The 25,026-nt window shown below is 71.8% G+C and carries 21 protein-coding genes; 8 read left to right on the forward strand and 13 right to left on the reverse strand.

Annotated features, from left to right (window positions below):
• Positions 1 to 32 precede the first annotated feature (32 nt).
• From FHY02_RS15135 to FHY02_RS15145, 3 genes are all read left to right on the forward strand, one after another.
• On the forward strand, positions 33 to 707 hold the full coding sequence (locus FHY02_RS15135) for a hypothetical protein (RefSeq protein WP_183923577.1): 675 nt from the start codon (positions 33 to 35) through the stop codon (positions 705 to 707).
• Positions 708 to 780: 73 nt separating this feature from the next.
• Complete coding sequence (locus FHY02_RS15140; protein ID WP_311731848.1) at positions 781 to 3,252, forward strand: circularly permuted type 2 ATP-grasp protein; 2,472 nt, start codon at positions 781 to 783, stop codon at positions 3,250 to 3,252.
• Between the two features lie 47 nt (positions 3,253 to 3,299).
• A complete protein-coding gene (locus FHY02_RS15145; protein WP_183923736.1) occupies positions 3,300 to 4,181 on the forward strand; it encodes a transglutaminase family protein in 882 nt (293 codons plus the stop codon).
• Between the two features lie 9 nt (positions 4,182 to 4,190).
• Here the strand turns inward: FHY02_RS15145 and FHY02_RS15150 are convergent, their stop codons facing one another.
• The gene (locus tag FHY02_RS15150) at positions 4,191 to 4,775 is read right to left on the reverse strand and encodes a hypothetical protein (protein ID WP_183923579.1); all 585 of its coding nucleotides are present in this window, start codon (positions 4,773 to 4,775) and stop codon (positions 4,191 to 4,193) included.
• A 120-nt stretch (positions 4,776 to 4,895) separates the two neighbouring features.
• Here FHY02_RS15150 and FHY02_RS15155 point away from each other — a divergent pair, with 120 nt between their 5' ends.
• From FHY02_RS15155 to FHY02_RS15165, 3 genes are read left to right on the forward strand one after another with little or no spacing between them, the layout of a single operon-like run.
• Positions 4,896 to 5,546 (forward strand): response regulator transcription factor, encoded by a 651-nt coding sequence (locus FHY02_RS15155; RefSeq protein WP_183923581.1) that lies wholly within the window; start codon positions 4,896 to 4,898, stop codon positions 5,544 to 5,546.
• Positions 5,543 to 7,645 carry an ATP-binding protein gene (locus tag FHY02_RS15160; protein ID WP_183923583.1) on the forward strand — a complete coding sequence of 701 codons (2,103 nt, stop codon included), beginning with the start codon at positions 5,543 to 5,545 and terminating at the stop codon, positions 7,643 to 7,645. The genes FHY02_RS15155 and FHY02_RS15160 overlap by 4 nt, the downstream gene beginning before the upstream one ends.
• Complete coding sequence (locus FHY02_RS15165) at positions 7,645 to 8,010, forward strand: response regulator (RefSeq protein WP_183923585.1); 366 nt, start codon at positions 7,645 to 7,647, stop codon at positions 8,008 to 8,010. Before FHY02_RS15160 ends, FHY02_RS15165 begins: the two co-directional genes overlap by 1 nt.
• On the opposite strand, the gene FHY02_RS15170 is transcribed toward FHY02_RS15165, so the two are convergent.
• The 5 genes from FHY02_RS15170 to FHY02_RS15190 form a co-directional block, all read right to left on the reverse strand.
• Positions 8,000 to 8,602: a PilZ domain-containing protein gene (locus FHY02_RS15170; protein WP_183923587.1), complete on the reverse strand. Its 603-nt coding sequence runs from the start codon at positions 8,600 to 8,602 to the stop codon at positions 8,000 to 8,002. The two genes, FHY02_RS15165 and FHY02_RS15170, sit on opposite strands and share 11 nt — an antisense overlap.
• A 38-nt stretch (positions 8,603 to 8,640) precedes the next feature.
• Positions 8,641 to 13,635 carry a DUF11 domain-containing protein gene (locus FHY02_RS15175; RefSeq protein ID WP_183923589.1) on the reverse strand — a complete coding sequence of 1,665 codons (4,995 nt, stop codon included), beginning with the start codon at positions 13,633 to 13,635 and terminating at the stop codon, positions 8,641 to 8,643.
• 66 nt (positions 13,636 to 13,701) lie between these two features.
• Entirely contained in the window at positions 13,702 to 14,820 is a 1,119-nt protein-coding gene (locus tag FHY02_RS15180; RefSeq protein ID WP_221190259.1) for a hypothetical protein, read from the reverse strand.
• Positions 14,821 to 14,873: 53 nt separating this feature from the next.
• Entirely contained in the window at positions 14,874 to 15,347 is a 474-nt protein-coding gene (locus tag FHY02_RS15185) for a DUF11 domain-containing protein (protein WP_183923591.1), read from the reverse strand.
• Positions 15,348 to 15,358: 11 nt separating this feature from the next.
• The gene (locus FHY02_RS15190; protein ID WP_183923593.1) at positions 15,359 to 16,249 is read right to left on the reverse strand and encodes a hypothetical protein; all 891 of its coding nucleotides are present in this window, start codon (positions 16,247 to 16,249) and stop codon (positions 15,359 to 15,361) included.
• 285 nt (positions 16,250 to 16,534) lie between these two features.
• On the opposite strand from FHY02_RS15190, the gene FHY02_RS15195 reads away from it, so the two are divergent.
• On the forward strand, positions 16,535 to 16,810 hold the full coding sequence (locus FHY02_RS15195) for a hypothetical protein (protein ID WP_183923595.1): 276 nt from the start codon (positions 16,535 to 16,537) through the stop codon (positions 16,808 to 16,810).
• 239 nt (positions 16,811 to 17,049) lie between these two features.
• On the opposite strand, the gene FHY02_RS15200 is transcribed toward FHY02_RS15195, so the two are convergent.
• From FHY02_RS15200 to FHY02_RS15210, 3 genes are all read right to left on the reverse strand, one after another.
• A complete protein-coding gene (locus FHY02_RS15200; protein ID WP_183923597.1) occupies positions 17,050 to 19,023 on the reverse strand; it encodes a glycoside hydrolase family 2 protein in 1,974 nt (657 codons plus the stop codon).
• Positions 19,024 to 19,476: 453 nt separating this feature from the next.
• On the reverse strand, positions 19,477 to 19,830 hold the full coding sequence (locus FHY02_RS15205; RefSeq protein WP_221198663.1) for a metalloregulator ArsR/SmtB family transcription factor: 354 nt from the start codon (positions 19,828 to 19,830) through the stop codon (positions 19,477 to 19,479).
• A gap of 1 nt (position 19,831) precedes the next feature.
• Positions 19,832 to 20,305 carry an SRPBCC domain-containing protein gene (locus FHY02_RS15210; RefSeq protein ID WP_183923607.1) on the reverse strand — a complete coding sequence of 158 codons (474 nt, stop codon included), beginning with the start codon at positions 20,303 to 20,305 and terminating at the stop codon, positions 19,832 to 19,834.
• Positions 20,306 to 20,503: 198 nt separating this feature from the next.
• Between FHY02_RS15210 and FHY02_RS23045 the strand changes: the two genes are divergently transcribed.
• Positions 20,504 to 21,079 carry a YdeI family protein gene (locus tag FHY02_RS23045; RefSeq protein ID WP_183923609.1) on the forward strand — a complete coding sequence of 192 codons (576 nt, stop codon included), beginning with the start codon at positions 20,504 to 20,506 and terminating at the stop codon, positions 21,077 to 21,079.
• Between the two features lie 159 nt (positions 21,080 to 21,238).
• On the opposite strand, the gene FHY02_RS15220 is transcribed toward FHY02_RS23045, so the two are convergent.
• The 4 genes from FHY02_RS15220 to FHY02_RS15235 form a co-directional block, all read right to left on the reverse strand.
• Positions 21,239 to 22,471, reverse strand: a complete 1,233-nt coding sequence (locus FHY02_RS15220) for a cation:dicarboxylate symporter family transporter (protein WP_311731849.1) — start codon at positions 22,469 to 22,471, stop codon at positions 21,239 to 21,241.
• Between the two features lie 36 nt (positions 22,472 to 22,507).
• Positions 22,508 to 23,092 carry an FMN-binding negative transcriptional regulator gene (locus FHY02_RS15225; protein WP_183923611.1) on the reverse strand — a complete coding sequence of 195 codons (585 nt, stop codon included), beginning with the start codon at positions 23,090 to 23,092 and terminating at the stop codon, positions 22,508 to 22,510.
• Entirely contained in the window at positions 23,089 to 24,060 is a 972-nt protein-coding gene (locus tag FHY02_RS15230; RefSeq protein WP_183923613.1) for an alpha/beta hydrolase, read from the reverse strand. The genes FHY02_RS15225 and FHY02_RS15230 overlap by 4 nt, the downstream gene beginning before the upstream one ends.
• A gap of 127 nt (positions 24,061 to 24,187) precedes the next feature.
• The gene (locus FHY02_RS15235; protein ID WP_311731850.1) at positions 24,188 to 24,940 is read right to left on the reverse strand and encodes a helix-turn-helix transcriptional regulator; all 753 of its coding nucleotides are present in this window, start codon (positions 24,938 to 24,940) and stop codon (positions 24,188 to 24,190) included.
• Positions 24,941 to 25,026: the final 86 nt, after the last annotated feature.

Raw genomic sequence — 25,026 nt, forward strand, 5'->3', positions numbered from 1 at the left:
CTCGCGCGGTCGGATCACGTTATAGTGGTCTCATGTACCGCCCGCTCAGCCTCGCCCTCCTCCCGTCCGCCGTCGCGCCAGCGGCCGCGGCGACGCTCCCACCCTCCTGGGTCGGCACGGTGCAGGGGCGGCTCGCCGCCGACGCAGCGCTTCACGCACTGAGCGAGCGGCTCGCGTCCAGCGAGAGCGCGACTCTGGTGCTCGACGGCTGGTGCGCCGAGCATCAGATGGCCGCCGATCCCAGGATCAAGGCCGAGCGGATCCGCGGCGACGAGCGCCCCGCCCCGCCCGAGATCCGCACCCTGCTCAAGGTCTCCGCCACCGAGCGGGTCGGCTACCGCCACGTCCGGCTGCGCTGCGGGCAGCACGTCCTGTCCGACGCGGACAATTGGTACGTTCCGGCGCGGCTCACGCCCGACATCAACCGCCAGCTCGACACCAGCGATACGCCGTTCGGCCGTGCCGCACAGCCGCTCCATTTCCGCCGCTACACGTTGACGAGCCAGCACCTGTGGTCGCCGCTACCGCGGCGCTGGGAGACGCTACCCTCCTGGCGCTGGCCGCACCGCGCCGAGATCGACGTCGCCGACACGGTGATCGAGAATCGTGCCGTGCTGCTGCTCCCCGACGGCGCGCCGATCAGCGCGGTGGTCGAGCGCTATACCGGCGCGGTGCTCGCCTACCCCGGCCCACCGGTGGCGCGCTGAAACATTGCGCCGCGGCTTTGCACTGCACCGCGGCATCGCCTAGGGTCGTCCCCGCCCGCGCACGGAGGACCGAGTGGCGACCCAGCCTGCCCTGTTCGATGCCGGGACGAACGCCCGCCGCTGGCTCGATGATTACGGCGGCGCCGCCGACGATGCGATGCGTGCGGGCGACGCCGCTGCAGCGCTGGCGATGCTCGAGGAACTCGCCGCCGTCGCTGGCGACGACCTCGGCCACGCGCGCGAGCGGGTGCAGCGCCACGCCGCCGACATCGGCACGGGCTTCCGCATCATCGGCGAGGACAGCGAGCGACCCTGGCCGGTCAGCCCGATACCGCTGCTGATCGAGGCGGACGAATGGACGCATATCGAGCGCGGCGTCGCCCAGCGCGCCGATCTGTTCGAGACGATCCTCCAGGACCTGTACGGCGCGGCGCAGCTGGTCGAGCGCGGCCACCTGCCCGCCACGCTCGTCACCGGCAGCCCCTATTTCCTCCGCCCGCTGGTCGGCCTGACGCCGCCGGGCGGCTACCACCTCCGCTTCGTCGCGGTCGATCTCGGGCGTGGGCCGTCGGGCGAGTGGCGCGTGCTGGCCGACCAGCTGCGCGCACCCACCGGCGCGGGCTATGCGCTGGAGAACCGGCTGGCGGTGAGCCGCACGCTCGGCGGATTGCAGGGCCGGCTCAACGTGCGCCGCCACGCCCCCTTCTTCGCCGCCTTCCGCGACGGGCTCGCCGCCGCGTGCCGACGCAGCGACCCGCGGATAGGGCTGCTCACCCCCGGCCGCTACAATCCCAGCTATCCCGAGCAGGCGCATCTCGCGCGCTACCTGGGGTTGCTGCTGGTCGAGGGCGACGATCTCGCCGCGCTAGAGGACCGGCTGTACGTGCGCACGATCGGCGGCCTCAAGCGGGTAGACGCGCTGTGGCGGCGGCTCGACCCGCGGCTGCTCGACCCGCTCGCCTTCGACTCGCACTCGCGCATCGGCGTGCCGGGGCTGATCGACGCCTGGGCCGCGGGCAATGTCGTGCTCGCCAACGCGCCCGGCGCGGGGGTGCTGGAGAGCGCCGCCTTCGGCGCCTTCCTGCCCCAGCTCGCCACTCGGCTCACCGGTGCGGACCTGATCCTGCCCAACATCGCCACTTGGTGGTGCGGCCAGCCGCGCGAGGCGCAGCATGTCGCCGCCGAGCTGCCCTCGCTGCTGCTCTCCTCCGCGTTCGGCGCGCGCACGCTTGGCCTGCCCGGAGAGGCGCCGGTGGCGGGTGCCGACCTGTCCATGGCGCAGCGGGCCGCGCTACTGGAGGAGATGGCGGCGCGACCGCAGGACTATGTCGGGCAGGAGATCGTCCGCCTCTCGACCATGCCCGTCGTGATCGCGGACCGGATGGAGCCGCGCCCCTTCACGCTGCGGGTCTTCGCCGCACGCGACCGCGACGGGTGCTGGCAGGTGATGCCCGGCGGCTTCGCACGCATCGGCGCCCACCCGGACCCGCGCGCGGCGGTGATGGGCGAGGGCAGCTGGTCCGCCGACGTCTGCGTCCACGGCCGCGATCCGGTCGCGCCCGTGTCGCTGCTGCCCGCGGTCGACACGCTCCACGTCCGCCGCAACCCGGGCACATTGCCGAGCCGAGTCGCGGACAATTTCTTCTGGCTCGGCCGCTACCTCGAGCGCGGCGAGGCGATGCTCGCGGTGATCCGCGTGATGCTGGGCAACTCGATCGACGCCGACGCCGGCGCCGCGCTCGGCACCGCGACGGTCGGCAAGTTGGTCAACGAGCTGGTCGGTGCGGGCGCCGCGCCTTCGCCACCGTCGCTGCGCCGCGCCGACCTCACCCATTTCGCGCGCACCGCGATGGAGGCGCGCGCCGACGGCTGGCAGTCGGTCGCCGCGATCAACGCGCACGCGCAGCGGATCGCGGGCGGCTCGCGTGACCGGCTGTCCGCCGACATGATCCGGCTGCTCGACGCGCCCTTCCCTACCCACCGCGGGCTGCTCGACCGCGCCGGCTCGCTCCAGCGCCGCTACGCCGCCATCGCTGGGCTCTCGGCCGAGCATATGGGTCGGACCGCGGCGTGGCGCTTCCACGACCTCGGCCGCCGCATCGAGCGCGCGCAGGCGATCGCGCGCGCCGCGCGCGTGTTCGGCGCGACCGGCGCCTCGCTCGACGATCTCTCAACGCTGCTCGACCTCGGCGACAGCCAGATCAGCTACCGCCAGCGCTATCTCACCGGGATCGCGCGTGTGCCCGTGCTCGACCTGGTCGTGCTCGATCCCGGCAACCCCCGCGCGCTGATGTTTCAGGTCGAGGCGATCCGCGACCATCTCGCCCGCCTGCCGGTGCTGCAGGACGACGGCATGGCCGAGGCACAGCAGATCGAGGCGACCGAGCTCTACGCGATGGTCGCGCCCGAGCAGGCCGCGACGCTGACCGGCGAACTGCTGCTGGCGATCGAGCAACGGCTCGGGCGGCTGTCCGACGCGGTGGCGCGACGCTACTTCCTGCAAGGCGCCGAGCCGCTGCGCGCGGGCGGGTTGACGCTGGCATGAGCGACGTGCTCGCGCCCCCCCCGCTCGCCGCCGACGCGGGCCAGGCCATGCGCTACGACATCGTCCATGTCACCCGCTTCGACTATGGCAATGCGGTCAAGTTCGCGCGCTGCAACCTGCGGCTGCGCCCGATCGACTGGCCCGGGCAGCGGGTCGAGTCCTACACGCTGACCGTCGCGCCGGCGGGGCGCGTCCACCCGGCGCGGGCCGAGGCGGGGCTGGCGCATGTCGCGCGGCTGGTGATCGAGGAGCCGGTGCGCTCGCTGACGATCGAGAGCCGTGCGCGCGTCACGATCGATCGCGCCGTGCCCGTGCCGCAGGCGGACGACCCGTCGCTCGCCGAAGTGGCGGCGCTGGCGCGGTCCTCTAACGACCTCTCCGCGGCGGGACCGGCGGCCTATCTCTTCCCCTCGCCGCTGATCCCGCTCGATCCCGCGATCGCCGATTATTGCCGCGCCGATCTCGCCCCCGGATGCAACGCGCTGGAGGCGGGGATCGCGCTGGCGCGGCGGATCCAGCGCGACTTCGTCTTCGATCCCGCCGCCACCTTGGTCGACACGCCGCCGCACGAGGCGTTCCGCCAGCGCCGCGGCGTGTGCCAGGATTTCGCCCAGGTGATGATCACCGGACTGCGCGCCGCCGGTCTGCCCGCCGCTTATGCTTCGGGCTATATCCGCACGCTGCCGCCGCCCGGGCAGGAGCGGCTGGTCGGCGCCGACGCCACCCATGCCTGGGTGCTGCTGTGGTGCGGCCCCGCGCGCGGCTGGATCGGGCTCGACCCCACCAACGGCATCTGGATGGCCAGCGACCATGTCGTCGTCGCGATCGGGCGCGACTATGCCGAGATCGCGCCGGTCGACGGCGTGGTGCTCGGCTCGGGCGCGCAGGCGATGGAGGTCAGCGTCGACGTCGCGCCGCTGACGGACTGAGCCCGCGGCTCAGCCGCGCCGCGCGATCGTTTCGATCGCATGGGCCGCGGCGCGGCGCGCGCTGTCGGCCAACCCGGTCTCGCCCTCGGAGAAGCGCAGCCACAGCCGCCCGAGCGCGGCGAAGCCGAGCGTCCCCGCAATCCCCGCGACTCGATGCGCCATGTCCGCCAGCGCCGCCAGATCGTGCTCGTCGCGCGCGGCGGTGAGCATCACGCCGAAGCGCTCGACCAGCGCCGCCACCTCGGCGGCACCGAAACTCGCCTCGAGCCGGTCGAGCGTCGCCAGCGTGGCGTCGCGGTGCCAATCCGCGAGCGCGTCGGCGAGCGCCTCTGGCAATGCCTCCGCCGGCACTGCCGCGTCATAGCCGAGCGCGCGCCAGTCGTGCCGTTCGATCCAGTCGTCCGGCGCGAGCGCGAGCACCGGGAGACACGGCACGTCGGCGAGCGCACGAACCCGCGTGGGCGACGGCGCCCCGGGCGTGATCGCGACGAGCGCGGCGTCGGGCGCCTCGGCGCCGACACGCGGATCGGCCGCCCCATCGCACAGCCGCCAGCCGCCGACGTTCAGCGTCGCCGCGGCGGGCCCGACGAGCATGAGACAGTGATTCTTCTTTATCCGCATCAAACTTCCACCGTTCTGGTCGAAAAATCGCTCGACAGAGCGGCCCCGTCGCGAAACCCTTTCTGCCACAAAAAAGATAATGAAGTCGGTATGATGCCAGAACAGGAGCAGAGATTAGGGGGCCGCGCCCTCGTCGCTGACGATCACCCGCTGACGCGCGAGGGATTGTCGCTTGCCGCACGCGCGGCGCTGCCGGGCGTCTCGGTCGTCGCGGTGGGCACCGTGAGCGAGGCGAGCGAGGCTGCCGCCCGCGGACCGTTCCGCATCATCCTGCTCGACTTCCACCTGCCCGACGCGAACGGCTTCTCGGGCCTGCTGACCTTGCAGATGCACGCGCCGCGCACCCCGGTCGTGCTCGTTACCGCCAGCGAGGAGCCCTCGCTGGTCGAGGCGGCGCGCGCGCTCGGTGCCGCCGGCTATCTGTTCAAGAGCCTGCCGCTCGACGCCTTGGCCGAGCGGCTGCGCCGGATCGACTCGGGCCAGACCGCTTTCCCGCCGATCAGCGGCGCCGCGCCCCAACTCGGCGACCTGCGCGCGCGGATCGAGACGCTATCGCCGGCGCAGCGCGGCGTGCTGATCGCGCTCGCCGACGGTCGCTCGAACAAGCAGCTCGCGCGCGACCTCGACGTCACCGAGGCCACGATCAAGGCGCATATGACCGCGATCTTCCGCAAGTTGGGCGTGACCAACCGCGCGCAGGCGATGCTGGCGGTACAGCCGCTGCTCGGCGCCACGCCCAAGTGAGCGCGGGGACGCGACCGCGGCCGCCCTCGCGTCGGCGCTTCCTGCTGGTCGCCGTGCTCGCCCCGCTGCTGGTGGCGGCGCTGATCGCCTGGACCGACTCAGAATATGCGCGCTCGCTTCGGCTGCAATCGGCCGCGGCGCGTTCGTTTGATCGTGAGCGCGCGCAGGTGATGCTGCTCTCCGCCATGAAGGACGCCGAGACCGCGCAGCGCGGTTATCTGCTCACCGGCAATGCCGCCTTCCTCGGTCCCTATGCGCCTGCCCGCCGCTTCGTCACCCGGCTACGTGCGGTGGAGGGGGTCGCTGATCCGGAAGTGGCAGCGCTGATCGACACCAAGTTCGCCGAGCTCGATCGCACGCTGGCGCTGTCTCGCGCCGGCCGGCGCGAGGCCGCGCGTGCTGCGGTGGCCGACGGCGAGGGGCGGCGTGTCATGGACCGGCTGCGCGCCGCGCTCGCGCGCGCCGGTGTCAGCGAGCGGGCGCTGACCGCCGAACGCCGCGCCGCCTTCGCGCGGCAGCGGAGCGAACTGCGGCTGCTGCTGCTCGCCACCGGCGCGATGTTGACACTGGCGCTGGCACTGACGCTTCGCTCGCTGTGGCGCTCGCGTCGCGAAGCATACGATGCCGCGCTCGACGCCTATGAGAAGGGCGAGCGCAATGCCGCGATCCTGCGCGGCACCAGCGACGCGCTGCTGATCCTCAATCCCAGCTGTACGATCGAGATGATCAACGACGCCGCCGGCGCGCTACTCGGTTATACCCCCGAGGAGCTGGAGCGGCGCGATGTCGCCACGGTGCTGCGCATCGCCGAGGGCAGCGGCGGCTTCCACGGGCGTATCGGGCTGGACGATGGCCGGCTCGATCGCCCCCTGCTCACCGACCGGGTCGCGCGCCACCGCGATGGCAGCGAGCGGCACGTCGACGTGGCGATCGGCGTGATGCGCGTGCCGAGCGGCGACCATCTCGTGCTGTCGCTGCGCGACGCCTCCGAGCGCGCGCGGGTCGAGCGCGCCAAGGACGAGTTGATCTCCACGATCGGACACGAGCTGCGTACCCCCCTCACCTCGGTGGTCGGGTCGCTCGCGTTGCTGCGTGGCGGTGCCGCGGCGGACCTGCCGCCGCAGGCGGCGCGGCTGGTCGACATCGCCGACAATAACGCGCGGCGGCTGATCCGGCTGATCAACGATTTACTCGACATCGACCGGATCGAGTCCGGCCAGCTGGCGATGGCGCGCACGCCGCTCGACCTCCGCGAGGTGGTGGCGCGCGCGGCGCTCGACAGCGACGGCCTCGCGCGCAGCCGGGACGTGGTGCTGGCCGACGCGTCCACGGGCGCCCCCGTGCCGGTCGAGGGCGACGCGGAGCGGCTGCTGCAGGTCGTCACCAACCTCGTCTCCAATGCTATCCACGCGTCCCCTGCGGGCGCCACGGTGACGATCGCGGCACGAGTCGAGGCCGGGCGCGCGCTGATCGCGGTCGAGGATCGCGGCGAGGGCGTGCCGGCGGCGGTGCGGCCGCGGCTGTTCGAGCGATTTGAGAGCGGCCGCGCCGCGACCCATGCGCCCGCCTCGGGGCTGGGGCTGGCGATCTCGCGCGAGATCGTCCGCCGCCACGACGGGACGATTTGGTTCGAGGATCGCGACGGCGGCGGTACGCGCTTCGCTTTCGCTCTGCCATCACCAGGAACGGAGCTTGGAGACGCGCCCGCCTCCGACGCGCCGCTGCCGCTGCCGCTGCTGCTTCACCTCGACGACGACCCCGACGTCCGCGATACCGTCGCCGCGGCGCTCGCCGGGGTCGCCCGCGTGCTGCCGGCGGCGAGCCTCGCCATGGCGCGCGCGCTGCTGCGCGACGGCGCGCCGGACCTCGCGCTGCTCGACATGCAGGTGGTCGACGGCCACGGGCCCGAGCTCGCGCCCGAGCTGGTCGACGCGAGCGGCGCGCCGGTGCCGGTGGTGATCTACTCGGGCCAGGTGGTACCGCCCGCGCTCGCTGCCCGCGCGGCGGTGGTGCTCACCAAGGGACGCCACGACCTGCCTGAGCTGGTTGCGACGGTGCGGCGGCTGCTCGCCGAGCGTCACGCGCCGGTGGACGCCTGATGTCGCTGCGCCTGCTCTTCGTCGACGATGATCCCGATATCCGCACCATCGTCGAGCTGGCGCTGGGGCTCGACCCGACGATCGAGCTGCGCGTCGCCGCCAGCGCGGGCGAGGCATTGAACGCGCTCGCCGCGACGCATCCCGACGCCGCGCTGCTCGACGTGTCGATGCCCGACATGGACGGTCCTGCGCTGCTCGCCGCGCTGCACGACCGCAGCCCCGGTCTGCCGGTGATCTTCATGACCGCGCACGGTCGCGAGCGCGACGTCGCAGCGCTGCGCGCGATCGGCGCGCGGGGCGTGATCGTCAAGCCGTTCGACCCGCTGTCGCTGTCCGCGCAGATCCTCGCGCTGCTCAGCGGCTGAGCGTCGCCTCCAGCCGCGCGATCGCACCGGCGAGCTGGCGCACGCTGAGGGGAGCGGCGAACTCGATCGCGAACGCCTCGTCCCCGGCCCAGGCGAGCTTGCCGCGGACGACCAGCTCGGCGTCGATCACCACCTCGATCGCGCTGCCGGCGTCGGCGGGCGGCGCACCCGCGACGCGTACGCCGCCGAGCCCGAGGTCGATCGCGCGATGCTCGGTGAGCCGCGCGTCAGTGACGAGCTCGACCGGGCCGTCGTAGCGGAACCGCGGGCTGCGCGGCGTCTCGGCCACCGCGCGCAGCGCCTCCTCACCGAGCGGCTCGTCGAAGCTCAGCCCCACCATCGTCTCGCGTACCCAGCGCACCGTGGCGGCGCGCGCGATCAGCCCGCGCGTCTCGATCGTCGCCGCCGTGCCGACCGCGGGCGGCGGATCGAGCTCGATCCCCGCACCGCCCGGCCCGAGATTGCGGACGGTGCAGACGTGCTGCCGTCCCGCGACCATCAGGCGACCCAGCGCGTAGAGCGTGCGCTCGCGCGGCGCGGCGCGCTGCTCCTCGCCCGCGCGCGACGGCACCTGATCGGCCCCCTGGCTCATCCCGTCCTCCGTCATGCGCCAGCGCGCCGCGTGATTAATCATCCTGCCCGCCCCAACAATGATCCGACGCTGTCGCGATCGAACTTCAACCGCAGCGTCACATACGGCCCCCGCCGCGTATAGCGATCCTGACCGAAGTCGCGGTCACGATAGCCGCTGACGTTATAGCCCGCGCTGATCCACAGGTCACGTGCCGGCGACACGCCCACGTTCGGCCCGGCGCTGAAGGCCATGGTGTGGCTCGAGATACCGTGCTGCACCGAACCCTGCACCCCGAGATCGAACCGGCGGCCGAGATCGCGCCGCAGCTCGACGCCGACCACCTGGGTGAGCCCGGTGTAGTCGTCGGCCCCGAAGCTGCCGCGCACCCATTTGATGCCGTAATACAGCGTCAGCTCGGTCCCGTGGCCCTCGCCCTCGGCGCCGCTTCGGTAGTTGAGCGCGACGTTGTTGATCGTGCGCAGCGTCGCCTGGAAGGCACCGCCGCCCGTATCGACGCCGAGCACGTTGCGGTCGGTGACACCCGCGTCGGCCTGGTCGTGGCGCAGCGAGAGCCGCTCCAGCAGCGACCAGCGGCCGTCGAGCGGGCGCCACGCCAGCGCGACATCGCCCGCGAGCGAGCTGGCCCTGGCGTCGGGCGACTGCGTCACGCTGTACCAGCGCAGCCCCGCCGCGAGTGTCCGCCCCTCGCCGAGCGAGCGCAGCGCGCTGCTGGTGAGCCCGAGCCGGTCGCCGGCGTCGCTGGCGCGATATTCGGCCCGACCGTTCCACGACCAGCGCCCCGCGCGATAGCTCGCGCCGAGCGTTACCGCGGCATAGTCCGGGCCCGTGGCGTCCTGCGTGGCGGTGCCGGTCACGCCCGACTGGAAGGCGTTGACGGTGGCGCCCGCGGGCAGGTGGCCGCGCAGCGTGCTGCTCGCGTCGAGCGTCGCGTCGACGATCCAGCGCGAGCCGAGCGGCAGCGACTGGCTGAGCCCATATTGCGCGAAGACGCGCTGCGCGTTCTCGCTGCCGACCGCCTGCTGGTTGAGCGTGCTCATCAGCTTGCCGCCGGTCCAGGGCGCGACGTCTAAGCCGAGCCGGGCGGTCTGCGCGGTGTAGCTGCTGCCCTCGGCGATTTCATAGCCGCCGATCAGCCGCACCGTCGGTGCGACGCGATAGGCGGCGCTGAGCTGATGGCGCACCGGGAAGTCGACGCTGGCCTTGTCACCGCCGGGCGCCACCTGGGTCTGGCCGGTCAGGGTCAGCTTACCGTCGAGCACCGCGCGCGTGCCGCCGAGCGTCAGCAGCCGCGAGTCGCGCGCCTGGCCGTCGACGCCGCGATCGGACGCGAGCTGCGCGCCGGCGAACAGCGCGCCCGTCTCACGGCGCCACTCGAGCCGCGCGTCGAGCGCGCTGCGGCTGCCCGGCGCGTCGAGCTGGCGCTGGTACCAGCCGGTCGCGGTGAGCGACAAGGCGCCGCTCAGCTGGACGCGACCGTCGGCACCGAGCCGGCGCGCGCCGGCGTCCACCACGTTCTGCTGCGACACGCCGAAGCCGCGATCCTGCTGGCGCGCGTAGACGAGCAGGTCGCCGCGCGCGCCGTGATGCTCCGCCTCGGCGAGCCAGGCGCGGCCCGCGCCGAACCCGCCGCGCCCGCCCGTCGCGGCCTCGGCGCGCAGCTCGGTCGCCGCGCCGGCATGTGCCTTGACGTCGACCGCGACGAGGTCGGCGGTGGCGGTGGTCTCGTCGTGCAGCGCGGTGGCGCCGAGCTCGACCTTGCCGCTCGCCAGCCGCACCGCGCCGCGCGCACCCGCCACCTTCTTGCGACCGGTGCCATAGGTCTCATAATCGACCACGATCACCACCGGGTTGAGCGCGGCGTCGCGCGTCAGCACCGGCTCGCGGAAGCGGATCGTGCCCGCCGCGGCGTCGATGTCATAGTCGAGGTGGCGCGTCATCTGCGTCGTCGCGACGATGCGGTCGGGGCGGAAGCGGTCGCGCACCTCGATCCGCAGCTTGTCGCTGTTCGGCACGATGTCGCGCGCCATCAGCCGGTACGGCCCGCTTAGCCCATTGCCCGCGATCTCGTCGCGCGCGTAGCGCTCGTCGGTGTGCGCAGCGAAGGCGCTGAACAGCAGGCGCTCGCCGTCATATTCGGCCTTCAGCCCGTTGAGCGTGCGGCTGTAACGGCCGAGCCGGGTCTGCGTCAGCCCGGTCTCATAGTCGCCGAACAGCGCGTAGAACTCGCGCCGCTCCAGCCGCAGGTACAGCTTGCGATCGGTCGCGGCGTCATAGCCCTGGCGCGTGCCGTCACCGTAGACGGTGTAGTAGCGGTCGGGATCGATCGTGCCGAGCAGACCGCGCGTCGGGTCGCGGCGGCGATCGCTGTCATAGGCGATCGTCGCCAGCCACGAACCCTTGATCCGCCCCTTGGCGTAGAGCGCGAGCTGGCCGTCGCGCACCGTGCCGCCGCGCACGCCGGCGGGCAGCGTGCCGCCGTGGCGGCGCAGCGTATCATAGCCGAGCGTGCCGGCGCCGAAGCCGACGACGGTCCAGCTTCGCGCCGGGGCGGCGAGCCAGCCGGTGAGGTCGACGGTGCGGCGCGTGTCGCGGTCGGCGATCTCCACGTGCGCGCGCACCGCGCCGCTCTGCATCGTCGGCTCGAGCGCGACGAAGGCATAACCGTCGTCGCCGACCACCTGCGCGCTGTGGGTGCCGCCGTCTGCGACCTGGCGGCGCTCCTGCGCGATCGCGACCTCTTCCGCCACGGCGTAGGGCGCGTCGACGCGCACGGTGAGCAGCGTGCCTGCGCGTACCGGGCGCCCGCTCGCGTCGGTGACGCGCAGCGCGAGCAGCGGGCGGGCGAGCCCGTCGGCCACCAGCCGGCTCTTCTCGGCCACCGCGACGACCTGCGCGGGCGCGCCGGACGTGTGGACGGTGCGGGTCAGCGTCGCCGCGACCGCACCGTCCGCGCCGAGCACGCGCGCGACGAGCTGGTTATCCCCCGCGCGCAGCGGCACACCCGACCAGCGCGCCACCGCGATGGTGCGGGTGGGGTCCAGGTCGGTGCCGTCGAACGCGAGCGGGTCGCTCGGCTCGCCGTTGATCGTCAACGCGACGCGCTGGCCGGGCAGGTGCTTGATCGCGACGCGGACGGCGGGCGCGCGCGGGTTATGCTCGGGCTCGGGGAACAGGAAGGCGATGCCCGGCGCCTGGCCGGCGAACCAGTCGCGCGCGGCGCCCGCCGCGGCGGCGTCGGCGAGCACCGGCACCGGCAGCGCGGCCGCCGCGGCGGCGGTGCGGCCGGTCGGGCGGAGCTGAAAATCGACCCGCTTCAGCAGCCCGCCCTCACTCTCGACAAAGCGCGAGGTGGCGCTGCCCGCCTGGCGGGTGTCGGCGTCGCATGCCACCGGGGCGTGGCTGGCGGGCACGGAATCGCGGTCGAGCGCGACGACGTGGCGGCCCGGGCGCACCCCCTCGAGATGGTACAGGCCGTCCTTGTCGGTGACGACATAGGTGCCGTCCTCGAGCAGCAGCCGGATACCGGGCACGCCGCGCCGCCCCGCCACCGGGTCGCGGCAGTCGCCCTCGGTCACGCGGCCGATGACGGTGAAGCCGTCGGAGAAGAGCAGCGGCCGGATCCGCACCGCCGCCGCGGCCTCGTTGCCGGTGATCCCTGCGCTGCCGCTGGCGAGCACGCGGTTGACCGTGTCGCCGGGCTTGGCGCCGGCGGCGATGGAGACGGTGTAGCGCAGCTCGACGGTCGCATGCGCCGCGATCTCCGGCACCGCGAAGCTGAGCTTCCGCCCATCCGGCGCGAGCTCTGGCTCGGCGACCCCGCGGGTCGAGCCGCGCTGGTAGCGCAGGCCGGCGGGCAGCAGATCGGTGACCGAGACGGCGCGCGCCGCCTGCTCGCCGCGGTTCGTGATGGTGACGCGATATTGCACGACGTCGCCCGGCGCAGCCTCGCGCGTCGAGGCGGTCTTGCTCAGCAGTAGGATGGTGTCGCCGGTGCGATCGAGCGGGATATCGGAGTAGAAGGGATCGGGCGTGGTGATGGTGAAGCCTGCGCCGAACGACGCGGCGTTGATCATGTACGGCCGCCCCCCCGGGTCGAGCAGCCGCGCCAGCTCGGCGGGGTCGCGCGTCGATGGCGCGACATAATTGGCGGGCGGGACGATGCGCAGGTGGTAGGTGCCCGGCGCGACGAGCGGGAAGCGGTAGTTGCCGGTGGTGAAGCGATACTCGCGGCCGCTCGAATCATGCGCCGAGCCGCCGCTGATGACAGTCGCGGGATAGGCGCTGACGCCGTCGTCGCCGTAGACCTGCGCGACATGGCCGTCCCCGTCGAGCAGCGTCACCTCGGCGCCGTCGACCAGCGCGCCGGTGGCCGAGTCGAACACGTAGCCGGCCGGATCGACCAGCACCGACGCCTCCGACGCCATGCTCAGCGCGTTGCCCGCGTACGACATGCGCAGCCGCATGCCGCGATTGCGGGTCGGGTCGCAGGCAGCGAGCTCAAGCTGGGTGCCGCCGCCCGGCACGCCGCCGGCGAAGACGCCGGTGTTCGGCCCGGTCTCGAGCAACGGCAGCTTGACGGTGCGTGAGTCAGTGGTGACGTCGATCCAGTCGGTCTCGCGTACGGCGGGATCGTGGTTGTCCGCCGCGGCGTCGAGCACGATGATCATCGGCTGCTTGGTATCGATCGTGCGCAGCGGCGCCGCGCGGGCGAGATCCACGGCCTCGATCGGCGCCGGGGTGAACGGCGCCGCGGCGTCGGGTTCGCAGTGCATGCCGGTGAGCCGATAGCCGATCGGCAGCAGCCGGAAGCTCAGCGAGCTTGGCCGTCTTGTCCGGTCGACCGCGAGCGTGACGGTGTTCGAGTCGATCGTCGTGCGGCCGGCGGGCGCGCCGAAGCTGAGCCGCGCGGTGTTGCTCACCTGCGCGAGCTGCCCCTCCGCGCCGGTCGCCAGCGCGGTGAGCGCGCACAGCGTCGCCGCCGCGAGCGTGCGCAGCGTGGCGAAGGCAGAGAGGGCGCGCGATGTGGGCATGCAGGGTCCCTGCCCGGCGCGCGCGAGCGCGCCGGGGGTGGATGACGAGCGGGAGCTGAGCGAGGCTTAGTCGATCGTCACCTTGAACGACGCCGCCACCGCGCCGCCGCCGCTGACGGTGCCGACATTGGCGATCACCTTCTTGGCGACGCCGTCGAACGACGCGGTCACGCCGTCGGTCTCGGTCGCGTCATCCGAGTCGTCGTCCTCGGTCGATCCGTTGACGACGCAGGCGATGCCGAGCGCGCCCGGCGTGCCGATCGAGATCGAGCCGGGCACGTAAGTCGTGTGCGCGGGGACGACGTCGTTCAGCGTCACGCCGTTGGCGCTGGCGTTGAGCGTGGCGTTGCTGACCCGCAGGCAATATTCGACGGTGGCGCCGGGGATCGCCTTGGGATTGGAGGAGCCGAGCCCGTCCGCCAGCACGCGCGCCGATTTGGCGACGCTCAGCGCGACGTTGTTGATCGCGACGAAATAGCCCGAATAGGCCCGGCCCTGACCGTTGCGCGCGATGTCGCCGAGCAGCGCGCCGTCGCTGTCATCGTCGGCGAAGACGATGTCGACGGTGCCGTCGGCGCCGTTGAGGTTGAGGTCGGTCGCGATCAGCGCGCTGCCCTGCGTCCCGGACTGGCCCCCCGCCGCGGCGACGACCCGGAGCGAGTCATAGGCATATTGCGCGCCCGCCTGGTTGGGGACGTTGCCGACGATGAACACGGTGACCGAGGCGTCGGGGGCGAGCTCGTCGATCCAGGTCTGCGTGTCGACTCCCGCGTCGTAGCGGCCGTTGCCGTTCGAATCGACATAGGCGCGCAGGCTCGTCAGATCGAAATTGTCGCTGCCGGGGAACAGCCCGAGCGAGATGTTCTGCTGATCGGGATCGAGCAGGAAATCCTGCACGTCGTTGGTCAGGTTGGTGACGCGGAAGGTCGTCACCGCATTCTGGTCGCCCAGATTGACCTGGGTCGGCCCGGTCTGCGCCGTGACGACGGTGAAGTTGACCTTCTTGTCGACCACGAACGAGGCGGTGGTCGACGTGGTCGACTGGTTGGTGCCGTTGACCGAGTAGGTCACCGAGGCGGTGTTGTCGATCCGCGTGCCGGCGGTGGTCAGCTGCGCCGCCGCGGTCTGCGCCTGCGCCGCTCCGGCGAGACCGGCGAGGGCTGTTCCCGCCAGCAGCACGGCCATGGCCCTTCTCACGAACATGTTGGGTCCTTCCTGTTAAGCGTGGGTCTTCGGGATCACTTGAGCGCGGCCTGGAAGGCGAACTCGCCCTGCGCACCGGGCGCGAGCGGGCGCGCGAGGCGCCAGCGCACGTGGGTCACGTCGTCGACCGCGGCGGCGCGGCGCGCGCCGTTCGCCGCGACGGTCAGCTGATCGAGCGCGCCATAGGCGCGACCGTCGACCGACAGCTCGGGCGCGACCGAGCCCGGCAGCGGCGCGCGATACGCGACCCCGCGCGGCACCGGATTGTCGAACACGATGTTGCTGAGCGGCTGCGTACCGGTGTTGCGATAGGCCAGCACGAAGACGACGCGGTCGCCCGGCACCGCGCGCTTCGCGGGCACCAGCGCGACGCGCGTGGTGCCGTCGGCGGCGCGCTGCTTGCTCTCCACCAGCACCTTGGAGGTGACCTGGAGCGGGCCGGCGGGGGCTGCGGCGACAGCGGCGGGCGCGGCGAGCGCCGCGCCGAGCAGCAGGAGCGGACGGATCATGCGGAGACTCCTCACAGGATGATGGCCTTGAAGCGGATGGTGCGGGTGGTGCCGGCAGGCATGTCGCCGAGCGCGACGCGGACGGTGCTGCCGTCGAGCCGCGCGACGTCGCCGTCGGCCCCGTCGCTCAGCGGGCGGTCGTCGAGCGTCATGCTGCCGGCGACGAAGCGGGTGCCGTCGGGCACGACGTCGCTGACCTCGACCGCGGGGCAGTCGCGCGCGAAGCGAGCGACCAGTGTGTACGTCACGACCGAGCCGACGACGGCGCGCGCGCTGCCGTCCGGCGCGACGACCGACTGCGCCTTGTCGAGCCGCGCCGCGGCAGCGTCGGCGGCGAGCCGGCTGGTGGCGCTGGCGCGCGCGCCGCTGGTCCCCACCACCGCGTCGGCACCGGCGGGGCCCGCGGCGGGGAGCAGCGTCCCCGCGGCACCGCTGCCCGCGTGCGCGGTCGCCGTGGCGGCCACGGTCGCGCCGTTCGCGGCACCGGCGACCAGCACGAAGACGCGCGCGCTGGCACCCGCGGCGAGCGTCACCGTGGCCTCGCCCTTGTCGATCGCGGGATCGTAGCGGCCGTTCCCGTCGACGTCGGGCACGATCGCGGTGACGCTCGCTCCCAGGTCGACCGAGGCGGTGAGATTATAACCCGCCGGCGCGTTGCCGCTGTTGGTGACGGTGAAGGCAACCGGGAGGGTCGCGGCGCCGGTCACCGCCACGCTGGCGGCGTCGGCGGCGAGCGCGACGTCGACCAGCGCGTCGACCGCGACCGAGACCGTGTTGCTGTCGATCGCGCGCGGCGCGTCGCCGGCGACGACCAGCTGTGCGGTGTTGACGATGCGCGTGCCGGCGGGCGTGGCGGCGCGGGTCGGCGCCGCGAGCGACAGCGCCGCCGCGATCACCGCCATTTCTGCCATCCACCGTCCCGGCGTCATCGCCTATACCCCCGCGTCTCGCCCGATGTGGGCGTGCGAGAGCGATCAGCGGCCGATCTGGTTAAGCAGGTGCTAGCGACGTTGCTTCACTGCCGGCGGTTAAGACCGAAGTCGAACGAGCAGACCGCGCATTTTACATCGAACGCCGCACGGCCGGACCGATCGGCCGATCGCGGCACCTTGCCACCATCGGTCGGCGGGTCCAGCATTCCGACGCATCGATGCGTCCGCGCGCGGGCGCGCACCGGGGGGTATAGAATGACCGAGGCGCCCGCGATCCTGGTCGGCTGGAAGCGCGACCGCACCCGCCACGGCTACGTGGTGACGCTGCAGCTGGCGCGCTCGGCGGAAGACGTGCGGCGGCAGGATTATGAGCGGGTCAGCCTGGCGGTGAACGAGCGGCAGCTGCGCTCGCTCACGCGCGATCTGGTCCGCGCGCTCGACGATCGCGGGCTCGACACCTTCCACCGCCCGACCGGCTGGCGTCGCTGGGCCGCGCTGCTGCGCAAGGGATCGCGGACGCCGAGCGCCTGAGCCACCGCGTCCGAACGGTCAGCGTGCTGCGACGCACGCCGGAGTGGCAAGCGTCACCGCCTGCCGTTTTGTGCTCCCGCGTGGCGCGGGAGTACGGCACGGCTCGGATCAGTCAGTCTGAGACGGACCGTGCTCCTGCGCACGCAGGAGACCGGGGCCACGAACGCGACGCCGGTCGATCTGCACTCCTGCGAGCGCAGAGCACGGTTCACCATCGCGTCTGCATGCAGACCGCGCTCCTACTTTCCCGCGCCCGGCTCGGCGGCGTGGAGCGGCGCATGGATTCGCGCGAAGGTAGCGGGCGGCAGCTTGCTCTCGGCGCGATCGTAGGTGAGCAGGCCGTTGATTTCGCCCTCTACGTCGGTGGTCTGGGTATAGACCGCCGCGCTCAGCCCGAGCTCGCGCGCCTGGCGGATCACCTCGTCATATTTGCGCTGATAACGCGCCTGATAGTCGGCCTTGTCCTTGGCAGTCTGGTAGCCCCAATTGTTGCGCGCCGGGAACCAGAGATGCCCCGGCACCGGCAGGCCGATCCCGCCGAACTCGCCGATCACGATCGCGCGATGCGTCTGGTGGGTCGGTGCCTTCGGCACGTCCTCGTAGGTGTGGATGTCGTACAGGTCGGAGCCAGCGTCGCCGGTGTCGAGCCAGCCCGATACCTTGTTGACCAGCCGGCTGGGATCGAGCTCGTGGACCATCTTGGCGAGGCGCGTCGAGGCATATTGCCCCCAGCCCTCGTTGTTGACGACCCAGGTGACGATCGAGGGATGGTTGCGCAGGTCGCTGATCATCCGCGTGAGCTCATATTCGAACTCGTTGGTGGTCTCCTGCGGCATCAGCGCCTCGCCCTGCGACGAGGGGCGGACGAACTGGTCGAGGCTCTCGTCCTCCTCGCCCGAGGGCATGTCCTGCCAGATCAGGATGCCCATCCGATCGGCCTCATAGTAATATTGCGCCGGCTCGACCTTGATGTGCTTGCGCAACATGTTGAAGCCGGAGGACTTGAGATAGTCGATCTCGAAGCGGATCGCCTCCTCGGACGGCGGGGTGAGCAGCCCGTCGGGCCACCAGCCCTGATCGAGCGTGCCGTTCTGGAAGAGCGGCTTGTTGTTGAGCATCATGACCGGCTGGCCGGACACCTTGCCCGCGCCGATGGAGCTCTTGCGCATTGCGAAATAGCCGTCGACCGTGTCGCGCGCGCCGCCCTGCACCGCGGCGGTGCGATACAGCGCCGCCTCCTGCGCGGTGAGGATCGAGTCACCGCGCTGGCGATGCGGGCTGTTGTCCGGCCCCGTGTAGGGGCTGCGCACCTTCACCAGCTCGACCTTGAGGTCGTAGAGGAAGGGATCGTCGGGTGACCACAGGTGCGCGTCGGGGATCGCCAGCGTCGCGGGGCGGTTGCCACGCACCAGCGTGGTCGCGACGGTGCGGCCCTTCTGCGAGGCGGTGATCCGCACCGCGTCATCGTCGGCGGCGCTGCGATTGAGCGCGACGTCGACCGCGAGCGTGCCGCGGTCGATGTCCGGCGTGATCTTCATGTCCTCGACGTGGAGCGCGGGGACGGGCTCGAGCCACACCGTCTGCCAGATGCCGGTGACCGGTGTGTACCAGATGCTGTTAGGCTTGAGCACCTGCTTGCCGCGCGGCTGCGCGCCGGTCGAGGTCGGGTCGGTGACCTGCACCACCAGCTCGTTGTCGCCCGACTTCAGATAATCGGTGACGTCGAGGCTGAACGCGTCCGACCCGCCGCGGTGTGTCCCGACCAGGCTGCCGTTGACCATGATGCTCGCCTCATAGTCGACCGCGCCGAAGTGGAGCAGCACGCGCTGCCCCTGCCAGTCGGCGGGCACCGCGAAGCTGCGCTTGTACCACAGCCGATCGTCGGGCGTGACGGGACGCGCCACGCCCGAGAGGCGCGACTCCACCGCGAAGGGGACGAGGATCTTGCCGTCCATCGCCGCGGGCTGCGGCGCCGCCTTGGGGCGCACGGCATAGTCCCACTGGCCGTTGAGATTCAGCCACCTGGCCCGCTTCATCTGCGGGCGGGGATAGCTGCGCCAGGCGTTGTCCGGGGTGACGGCGCGGCCCCAGCGCGTGACGAGATCGCTGGTATAGATCTTGCCGGCTGGCGTGGCGGGTGCGGTCTGCGCCCTCGCGACTGGGCAGGCCGCCGCGCCAGCGAGCGCCGCGACGATGATGGCCAGCTTGCTCATGTCTCTCTCCCTGCGAGGCGTTCCGCCCGTCTTGTCAGCGGGATGGCACAGGCAGTCCGATAAAGGAAAGAGAATTGTCAGATTATTCTACGTTCCCGTCACGTGGTGGAGGCTGGTCGCGATGCCGTTGTTGGTGCGATCCCGCAGTAGGATACGCCACTGTCAGCGAGTCATGCGCGCTGGCGCGCGTGTAAGGGATTGCGGCTAACTCCACGTCGCGTTGCTGTTCGGCGGCGACAACGAGGAGGTCGTTTCGAACGTCCCGCTTCCCGACTTTGGTCGCTCGATCATATCGGAGTTCGAGGCTTATGTTGGCGGACACAGCGTAGCGACACCCTAAGGGACGCTGATGGCAAGGCGCGAGCGAGTTCGTCCCTGCGGGCAGCCATAATGTTTCCGATGCGCAAGAGTCCTGAAGCCGATGTGCCAAGCCGACGAGGGCGGCTCGCGGGCTTACAGCTCGCCTTCCTGCTGACCAGACAGGACCGAGCCTAGCGCATCGAGCCGCCTGTCCCAGGCTGATCGCCGCGCGCTCAACCACTGCTCCACGATCTTCAAACCACCGTGATCGAGCTGGCATGACCGGACACGACCTAACTTGCTACTGGTGACAAGCCCTGCCTCCTCGAGAACCCGGATGTGCTGACCGACAGCCGTGAGCGTGATCCCGGCCAGGTCGGCCAACGCCGAGACGGCGTGGGGGCGCTGGCCCAGCCGTTCGATCATGCGCCGCCGCGTCGGATCACCCAGCGCATGGAGCAGCAGATCAATCGGCTCGGCGTCGCCCTCACGGCGTGGTCGCGCCACGTCAGTCTGCCAGTGAGCGGCCGAGCCGATCCAGCAGGTCGCTCCAGCCCTGCTCGCGCATAACGGGACCGTCGGAGCCCTCGAAGAACACACCTTGGAAGGTACACGTGAGGGCTGTGCCACCGTCCGCCTCCGCGATCTCGATTGTCTCCAGGGCGACCGAGATCGGCCTGCCCGCGATCGCCATACGAGACGATATGATGATGCGCTGTCCCTCCACGATGTCATGGAAGACGCCGTCGTTCGTCAGCTCGACACCCGGAAAGGGCGTGTTCGGTCCGAACTGATAGGTAAGCCGCTCGGCACCACCGACTTTGAAATCACTCTCGAAAGCCTTGATCTCGTGCGTCTCACTCTCCGCATACCAGCTCTTCTTGATCGCGGGATCGGCGCATGCGGCGAACACCTTGGCGGGCGCCACCGGGTAGCGACGCTCGATGGTGAAGTTGCCATGGACGGCGGCAGGGTTTGTCATGACCAGCTCCTCACTGCGGTAACGACTTCACTATATGGGGCGCCCATCATAGTCAAGTATCAACCTCAGTTCAGGTGAGTCATCCGGATAGATCAGTCTTGGGTTCATGCGACCCCTTCCCCCCGCGGCAGAGGCGCATCCACGAAAGGCGGCGACACGCCGCTTCTCAGCGGGATCGTCCCTGGTTAGCCTCGGCTGATGTCGCTCCCTCAAGCAGAAGCGCTCGCCTTCGAGATCCCCGAGGAACTTGCCATCTGGCTTGCCGAGCACCACGCCACCAGCGGCGAGCTATGGGTGCGCATCTACAAGGAGCGCTCTGGACAGCGGTCCGTTACGTGGACCGACTGCGTCGTGGAGGCGATCCGCTTCGGCTGGATCGACGGCCTAAAGAGATCGGCGGACGAGCGCTCGTACCTCCAGCGCCTCACGCCACGTCGGCCGGGCTCCAATTGGTCCGCCAGGAACCGTGATCATGCCGAGCGGCTGATAGCTGAAGGTCGCATCACACCGGCCGGCCTCGCCCATGTCGAGGCCGCGCGTGCCGAGGGACGTTGGGACACTGCCTATGAGGGGTCGGCCGCGATGGTCATCCCGCAGGATTTTCTGGACGCGCTAGCGGCCCTGCCAGAGGCGGACGCGTTTTTCCGAACCCTCGATCGCAAGAACCTCTACGCGATCTACTATCGCCTTCAGACGGCCAAGCGGCCGGAGTCCCGGGCTCGCACGATGCAGCGGATCCTCGAGCGGCTCGCGCGCGGTGAGCGCTTCCATTGACCTAACCCAGAGGCGATCATTCGTAGCATCTGGAATGCTCCCATCTCCGGCCACTGGTCGATCTGGTGTTTGTGCCTCATCGGCGCCGCTGCGGCGCTCCGCTCGTTAATGGCTTCACCGCCGGTGATGCTATGGACTTCCCGAGCTGCGCCATATGTCTCACAGTGACGATCCCGTGCCGAAGCCGCGCGCGCCGGCGATGCGCAGCACCATCAGATCCGCGGTGACGTTGCCGAGCGTGCGGAAGATGTCGGGCACCGTCTCGATCGCCAGCAGCAGCGGCAGTAGAGTCACGGGCACCCCCATGGCGAGGCAGACCGGCGCGATCACCGCGAAGAACGATACCTGCGCCGGCAGCCCGACCGCGGCCACGCTCACCGTCGCCGCGACCACCGCGCCCAGCCCCAGCGTCGCCGGAGCAAGCGCGACGCCGTGCACCGCGGCGAGATACGTCGCCACCGCGACATTGGCGGCCGCAGTGATGGCGCGGAACAGCGACACCGCGAGCGGCAGCACCACGCCCGCGGCCTCGTCGCGCGCCCCCAGCGCCGGCGCCGCCGCCACCATCGCGGGCAGGGAAGCGAGCGAGGATTGCGTGCTCACCGCGATCACCTGTGCCGGCAGCGCGGCGCGCGCGAAGGCGAGCGGGCTGATCCGGCCGAACAGCGCCGCCGCGGCATAAGCGAGCACGATCGAGGCGAGCGCGGCACCGACGATCACCGCGACATAATGCGCCAGCACGCCCGCCGCGCCCCCGCCGAGCACCAGTCCGACGCCGATCGCGAGCGCGAAGACCCCGAGCGGCGCCACCCACAGCACCCAGCCGACGATCCGCAGCATCGTCTGCGCCACGCCGGTGAACACCTGCGCGAGCGCGGCGCGCGGCCCCGGTTCGATCCCGTTGGCGGCGAGGCCGAACAGCAGCGCGAAGACGACCAGCGGCACCATCGCGCTCTCGGCCGCGGCACGCACCGGGTTGGTCGGCACGATGCTGCCGATCCAGTCGGACGCGGCGGGCACCGCCGGGCCGGGGCCGCTCACCGCCGCGGGCAGCGCCGTCGCGGCCGCAGGCAGCGGCGCGAGCTGGAGCAGCAGCGCAGTGGCCGCGGCGCCGACCAGCGCCGCCGCGAGCAGCAGCACCGCGAACCAGCCCAGCGCGCGCGCCGCGAGCCGCCCGCCGGCGGCCTGCTCGGCGGCGCGCATCACCCCGGTGACGAGCAGCGAGAAGACCAGCGGCACCACCGTCATGGTCAGCGAGTCGAGCCACAAGCGGCCGACCGGCTTGGCCACACCGGCGACCGCGGGCGCCACCGCGCTGCCCGCGAGCAGCGCGCCCGCGACCAGCCCCAGCACCAGCCCGGCGAGGATCCGCGCCGAGGGGCCGCTCAGCACGCGGGCGTGATCGCGTTCGATGAGGCAGGGGCGCGCTCAGCTCGCATCGTCGGGACGGTTCCTCCGCATGGCCGCGACCAGCGCCGCGTCGGTGTGCCCGGCGACGATCTCGGCGAAGGTCGCGGCGCGCTCGTCCTGGCCCAGCTTGAACTGCGGCTCGCACGAGACGATCCGCGCGCGGAAGGCGACGACGTGGTGCGCGAGCTCGTCGAAGCGCGCCCCCATCTGCTCGGGGCGCCACCCGCCGGCGGGTTCGAGCTGCGCGGCGAGGCGGCGCAGCGCGTTCTCCGTCTCCTCCGGCACGAAGGCGAGCGTGGCGACGATCCGCAGCGCGGCATAGTTCCAGGTCGCGCCCCAGGTCGGGTTCGACACCAGCCGCGGCGAGACATAGCCCTCGGGCCCGCGGAACAGGATCAGCGCCTGCGGGTCGCGCTCGAACGCGGCGACCTGCGGGTTGCGACGGGGATAATGGCCGACCAGCGCCACCGGCATGCCGTTCGCGTCGCACTCGGCGATGAGCGGGAGCAGCGTGGCGTCGCGGTCGTCCGACACCACCCAGGCGAGCGGGTGATCGCGGATCAGCGCGCCGATCTCGACCGGCGAGAGCGGGACGAAGCTCACGCCGGCGCGTGCCCCAGCACCGCCGCGAGCCAGCGCGCGGCGTCCTCGAACGCGGCGTCGGCCAGCGGCGCGACCGACACCGCCTCGAGGAAGCTGTGCGTCGCGCCGGGGTAGACGCAGGCCTCGACCGCGACCCCGGCGGCATGGAGCCGCTCCGCCATGGCGCGGTTGGCGTCGGCGAGAATGTCGCACTCGGGGATCGTCACGAAGGCGGGCGGCAGGCCGGTCAGGTCGGCGCGCGCGGGGACAACCAGAGGGTCGTCGAGCGTCGCGGGCTCGCCGGCATAGTCGCGCCAGAACTGGTCCATCTCCGCGATCGTCAGCATATAGGCGGGGCCGTCGTAGCGCGCGTAGCTCGGCGTCGGTGCCGGATCGAAGGCGCCATAATTGAGCAGCAGCGCGGCGGGCAGCGGCTCGCCCAAAGCGCGCAACCGCAGGCTCATCGCCACCGCGAGGTTGCCGCCGGCGGAGTCGCCGCCCACCGCGATCCGCTCCGCGGCGATGCCGTATGCGGCCGCCTCGCCGCGCAGCTCACGATAGGCCGCGACCACCTCGTCGAGCGCGACCGGGAAGCGCGCCTCGGGCGAGAGGCTATAGTCGATCCCGACCACCACCACGTCGGCGCGCGCGGCATATTCACGCATCAACCGGTCGTGCGTGTCGATGCTGAACATCGTCCAGCCGCCGCCATGCACGTATAGCAGCGCCGGCCGCGGCGTCGCACTCGTGCCGGGATAATGGAAGCGGGCGCGACAGCCGGCGAGCGTGCCGTCGCGCGTCTTGGCCATAACCGGCCCGCCGTCGCGCCATGGCGCGCGCACCACCTCCGCGGCGGCGCGGCGCTCGGGCAGCGGGAGCGCGGCGAAGTCGGAGAACTGGCCGTAGCCGTGGTTGAGCGCGACGACGAAGCGGCGGATATCGGGGTCGACGTCGTCGTGCGCGGCGAGCGCCTCGGAGGTGAGAGTCATGCGTCCTGCTCCTCGCGCGGGCGCTGGCGGCCCGTCGCGCTGTCCCGTTCTCGCCCGCCGCTCTCGCACACCGTCGTGCCTCCCGCCCCTATCCGCGCGGGCCGATCATGCGCGCGCGCGGGCCGAGTCACGGCAGCGCGTAGAGGCTGGGCGGTACGCCATAGGCGCGGCGGAACATCGCGGTGAAGGCGCTGGGGCTGTCATAGCCGACATCGAACGCGATCGTCGTGACGGAGCGCCCCGCCGCCATCAGTGACAGCGCCTCCATCAGCCGCACCTGCTGCCGCCACACCGCGAGGCCCATGCCGGTCTCGCGCTTGAACGCGCGCGTGAAGGTGCGCCGCCCCATCCCCGCGACGCGCGCCCAGTCGTCGACGTCGCGGTCGTCCGCCGGCTGCGCCAGGATGGCGCGGCAGACGCGCAGCAGGCGCGCGTCGGCGGGCATCACCGCGCCATAAGGCGCCAGCGGCATGGCGGCGATCTCGTCGAGCAGCACCGCGACGATGCGCCCGGCATGGCCGTCCGCGCCATAGTCGGCACCGAAGGACACGACCTTGAGGATCAGCGCCTTAAGGAAGTCGCTCACCTCGATCACGCGGCACGGCGGCGGATCGGGGTAGAGCGCCGGGTCGACGTAGAGCGTGCGTAGCGACACCGGGCCGCGGCACGACACCTGGTGGCGCTGCCCCGCCGGCAGCCACAAAGCGCGCTGCGGCGGCACAACGAAGCTGGTCGACGGCGTCTCCACCGACATCACGCCCGAGCAGGCGTACAGCACCTGGATCCAGTCGTGCGCGTGCATCGGGTCCACGAAGCCCGCGCCATATTCGTCGGTGAGCCCGCGTACCGGGGGTGCCGCGCGGCCGTTCGGCCCGGTCACGATGCTGGCTGGTCCATCGTCGCGAAGCTGCCACGCGCGCCGCGGCGGGACAAGCCCGTGGCGTGGGCCCGACACGATGGCGGCCG

It is taken from the genome of Sphingomonas sp. BK069, assembly GCF_014193405.1.
In the GTDB taxonomy this organism is placed as follows: Bacteria; Pseudomonadota; Alphaproteobacteria; order Sphingomonadales; family Sphingomonadaceae; genus Sphingomonas.

Excerpts from the sequence above, each read along its gene's own strand:
- FHY02_RS15195 (WP_183923595.1), top strand. The coding sequence starts at position 16,535 with ATGACCGAGGCGCCCGCGATCCTGGTCGGCTGGAAGCGCGACCGCACC.
- FHY02_RS15185 (WP_183923591.1), bottom strand. The coding sequence starts at position 15,347 with ATGATCCGTCCGCTCCTGCTGCTCGGCGCGGCGCTCGCCGCGCCCGCC.
- FHY02_RS15190 (WP_183923593.1), bottom strand. The coding sequence starts at position 16,249 with ATGGCGGTGATCGCGGCGGCGCTGTCGCTCGCGGCGCCGACCCGCGCC.
- FHY02_RS15230 (WP_183923613.1), bottom strand. The coding sequence starts at position 24,060 with ATGACTCTCACCTCCGAGGCGCTCGCCGCGCACGACGACGTCGACCCC.
- FHY02_RS15165 (WP_183923585.1), top strand. The coding sequence starts at position 7,645 with ATGTCGCTGCGCCTGCTCTTCGTCGACGATGATCCCGATATCCGCACC.
- FHY02_RS15170 (WP_183923587.1), bottom strand. The coding sequence starts at position 8,602 with ATGAGCCAGGGGGCCGATCAGGTGCCGTCGCGCGCGGGCGAGGAGCAG.
- FHY02_RS15210 (WP_183923607.1), bottom strand. The coding sequence starts at position 20,305 with ATGACAAACCCTGCCGCCGTCCATGGCAACTTCACCATCGAGCGTCGC.
- FHY02_RS15150 (WP_183923579.1), bottom strand. The coding sequence starts at position 4,775 with ATGCTCGTCGGGCCCGCCGCGGCGACGCTGAACGTCGGCGGCTGGCGG.
- FHY02_RS23045 (WP_183923609.1), top strand. The coding sequence starts at position 20,504 with ATGTCGCTCCCTCAAGCAGAAGCGCTCGCCTTCGAGATCCCCGAGGAA.
- FHY02_RS15145 (WP_183923736.1), top strand. The coding sequence starts at position 3,300 with ATGCGCTACGACATCGTCCATGTCACCCGCTTCGACTATGGCAATGCG.
- FHY02_RS15200 (WP_183923597.1), bottom strand. The coding sequence starts at position 19,023 with ATGAGCAAGCTGGCCATCATCGTCGCGGCGCTCGCTGGCGCGGCGGCC.
- FHY02_RS15135 (WP_183923577.1), top strand. The coding sequence starts at position 33 with ATGTACCGCCCGCTCAGCCTCGCCCTCCTCCCGTCCGCCGTCGCGCCA.
- FHY02_RS15180 (WP_221190259.1), bottom strand. The coding sequence starts at position 14,820 with ATGGCCGTGCTGCTGGCGGGAACAGCCCTCGCCGGTCTCGCCGGAGCG.
- FHY02_RS15175 (WP_183923589.1), bottom strand. The coding sequence starts at position 13,635 with ATGCCCACATCGCGCGCCCTCTCTGCCTTCGCCACGCTGCGCACGCTC.
- FHY02_RS15155 (WP_183923581.1), top strand. The coding sequence starts at position 4,896 with ATGCCAGAACAGGAGCAGAGATTAGGGGGCCGCGCCCTCGTCGCTGAC.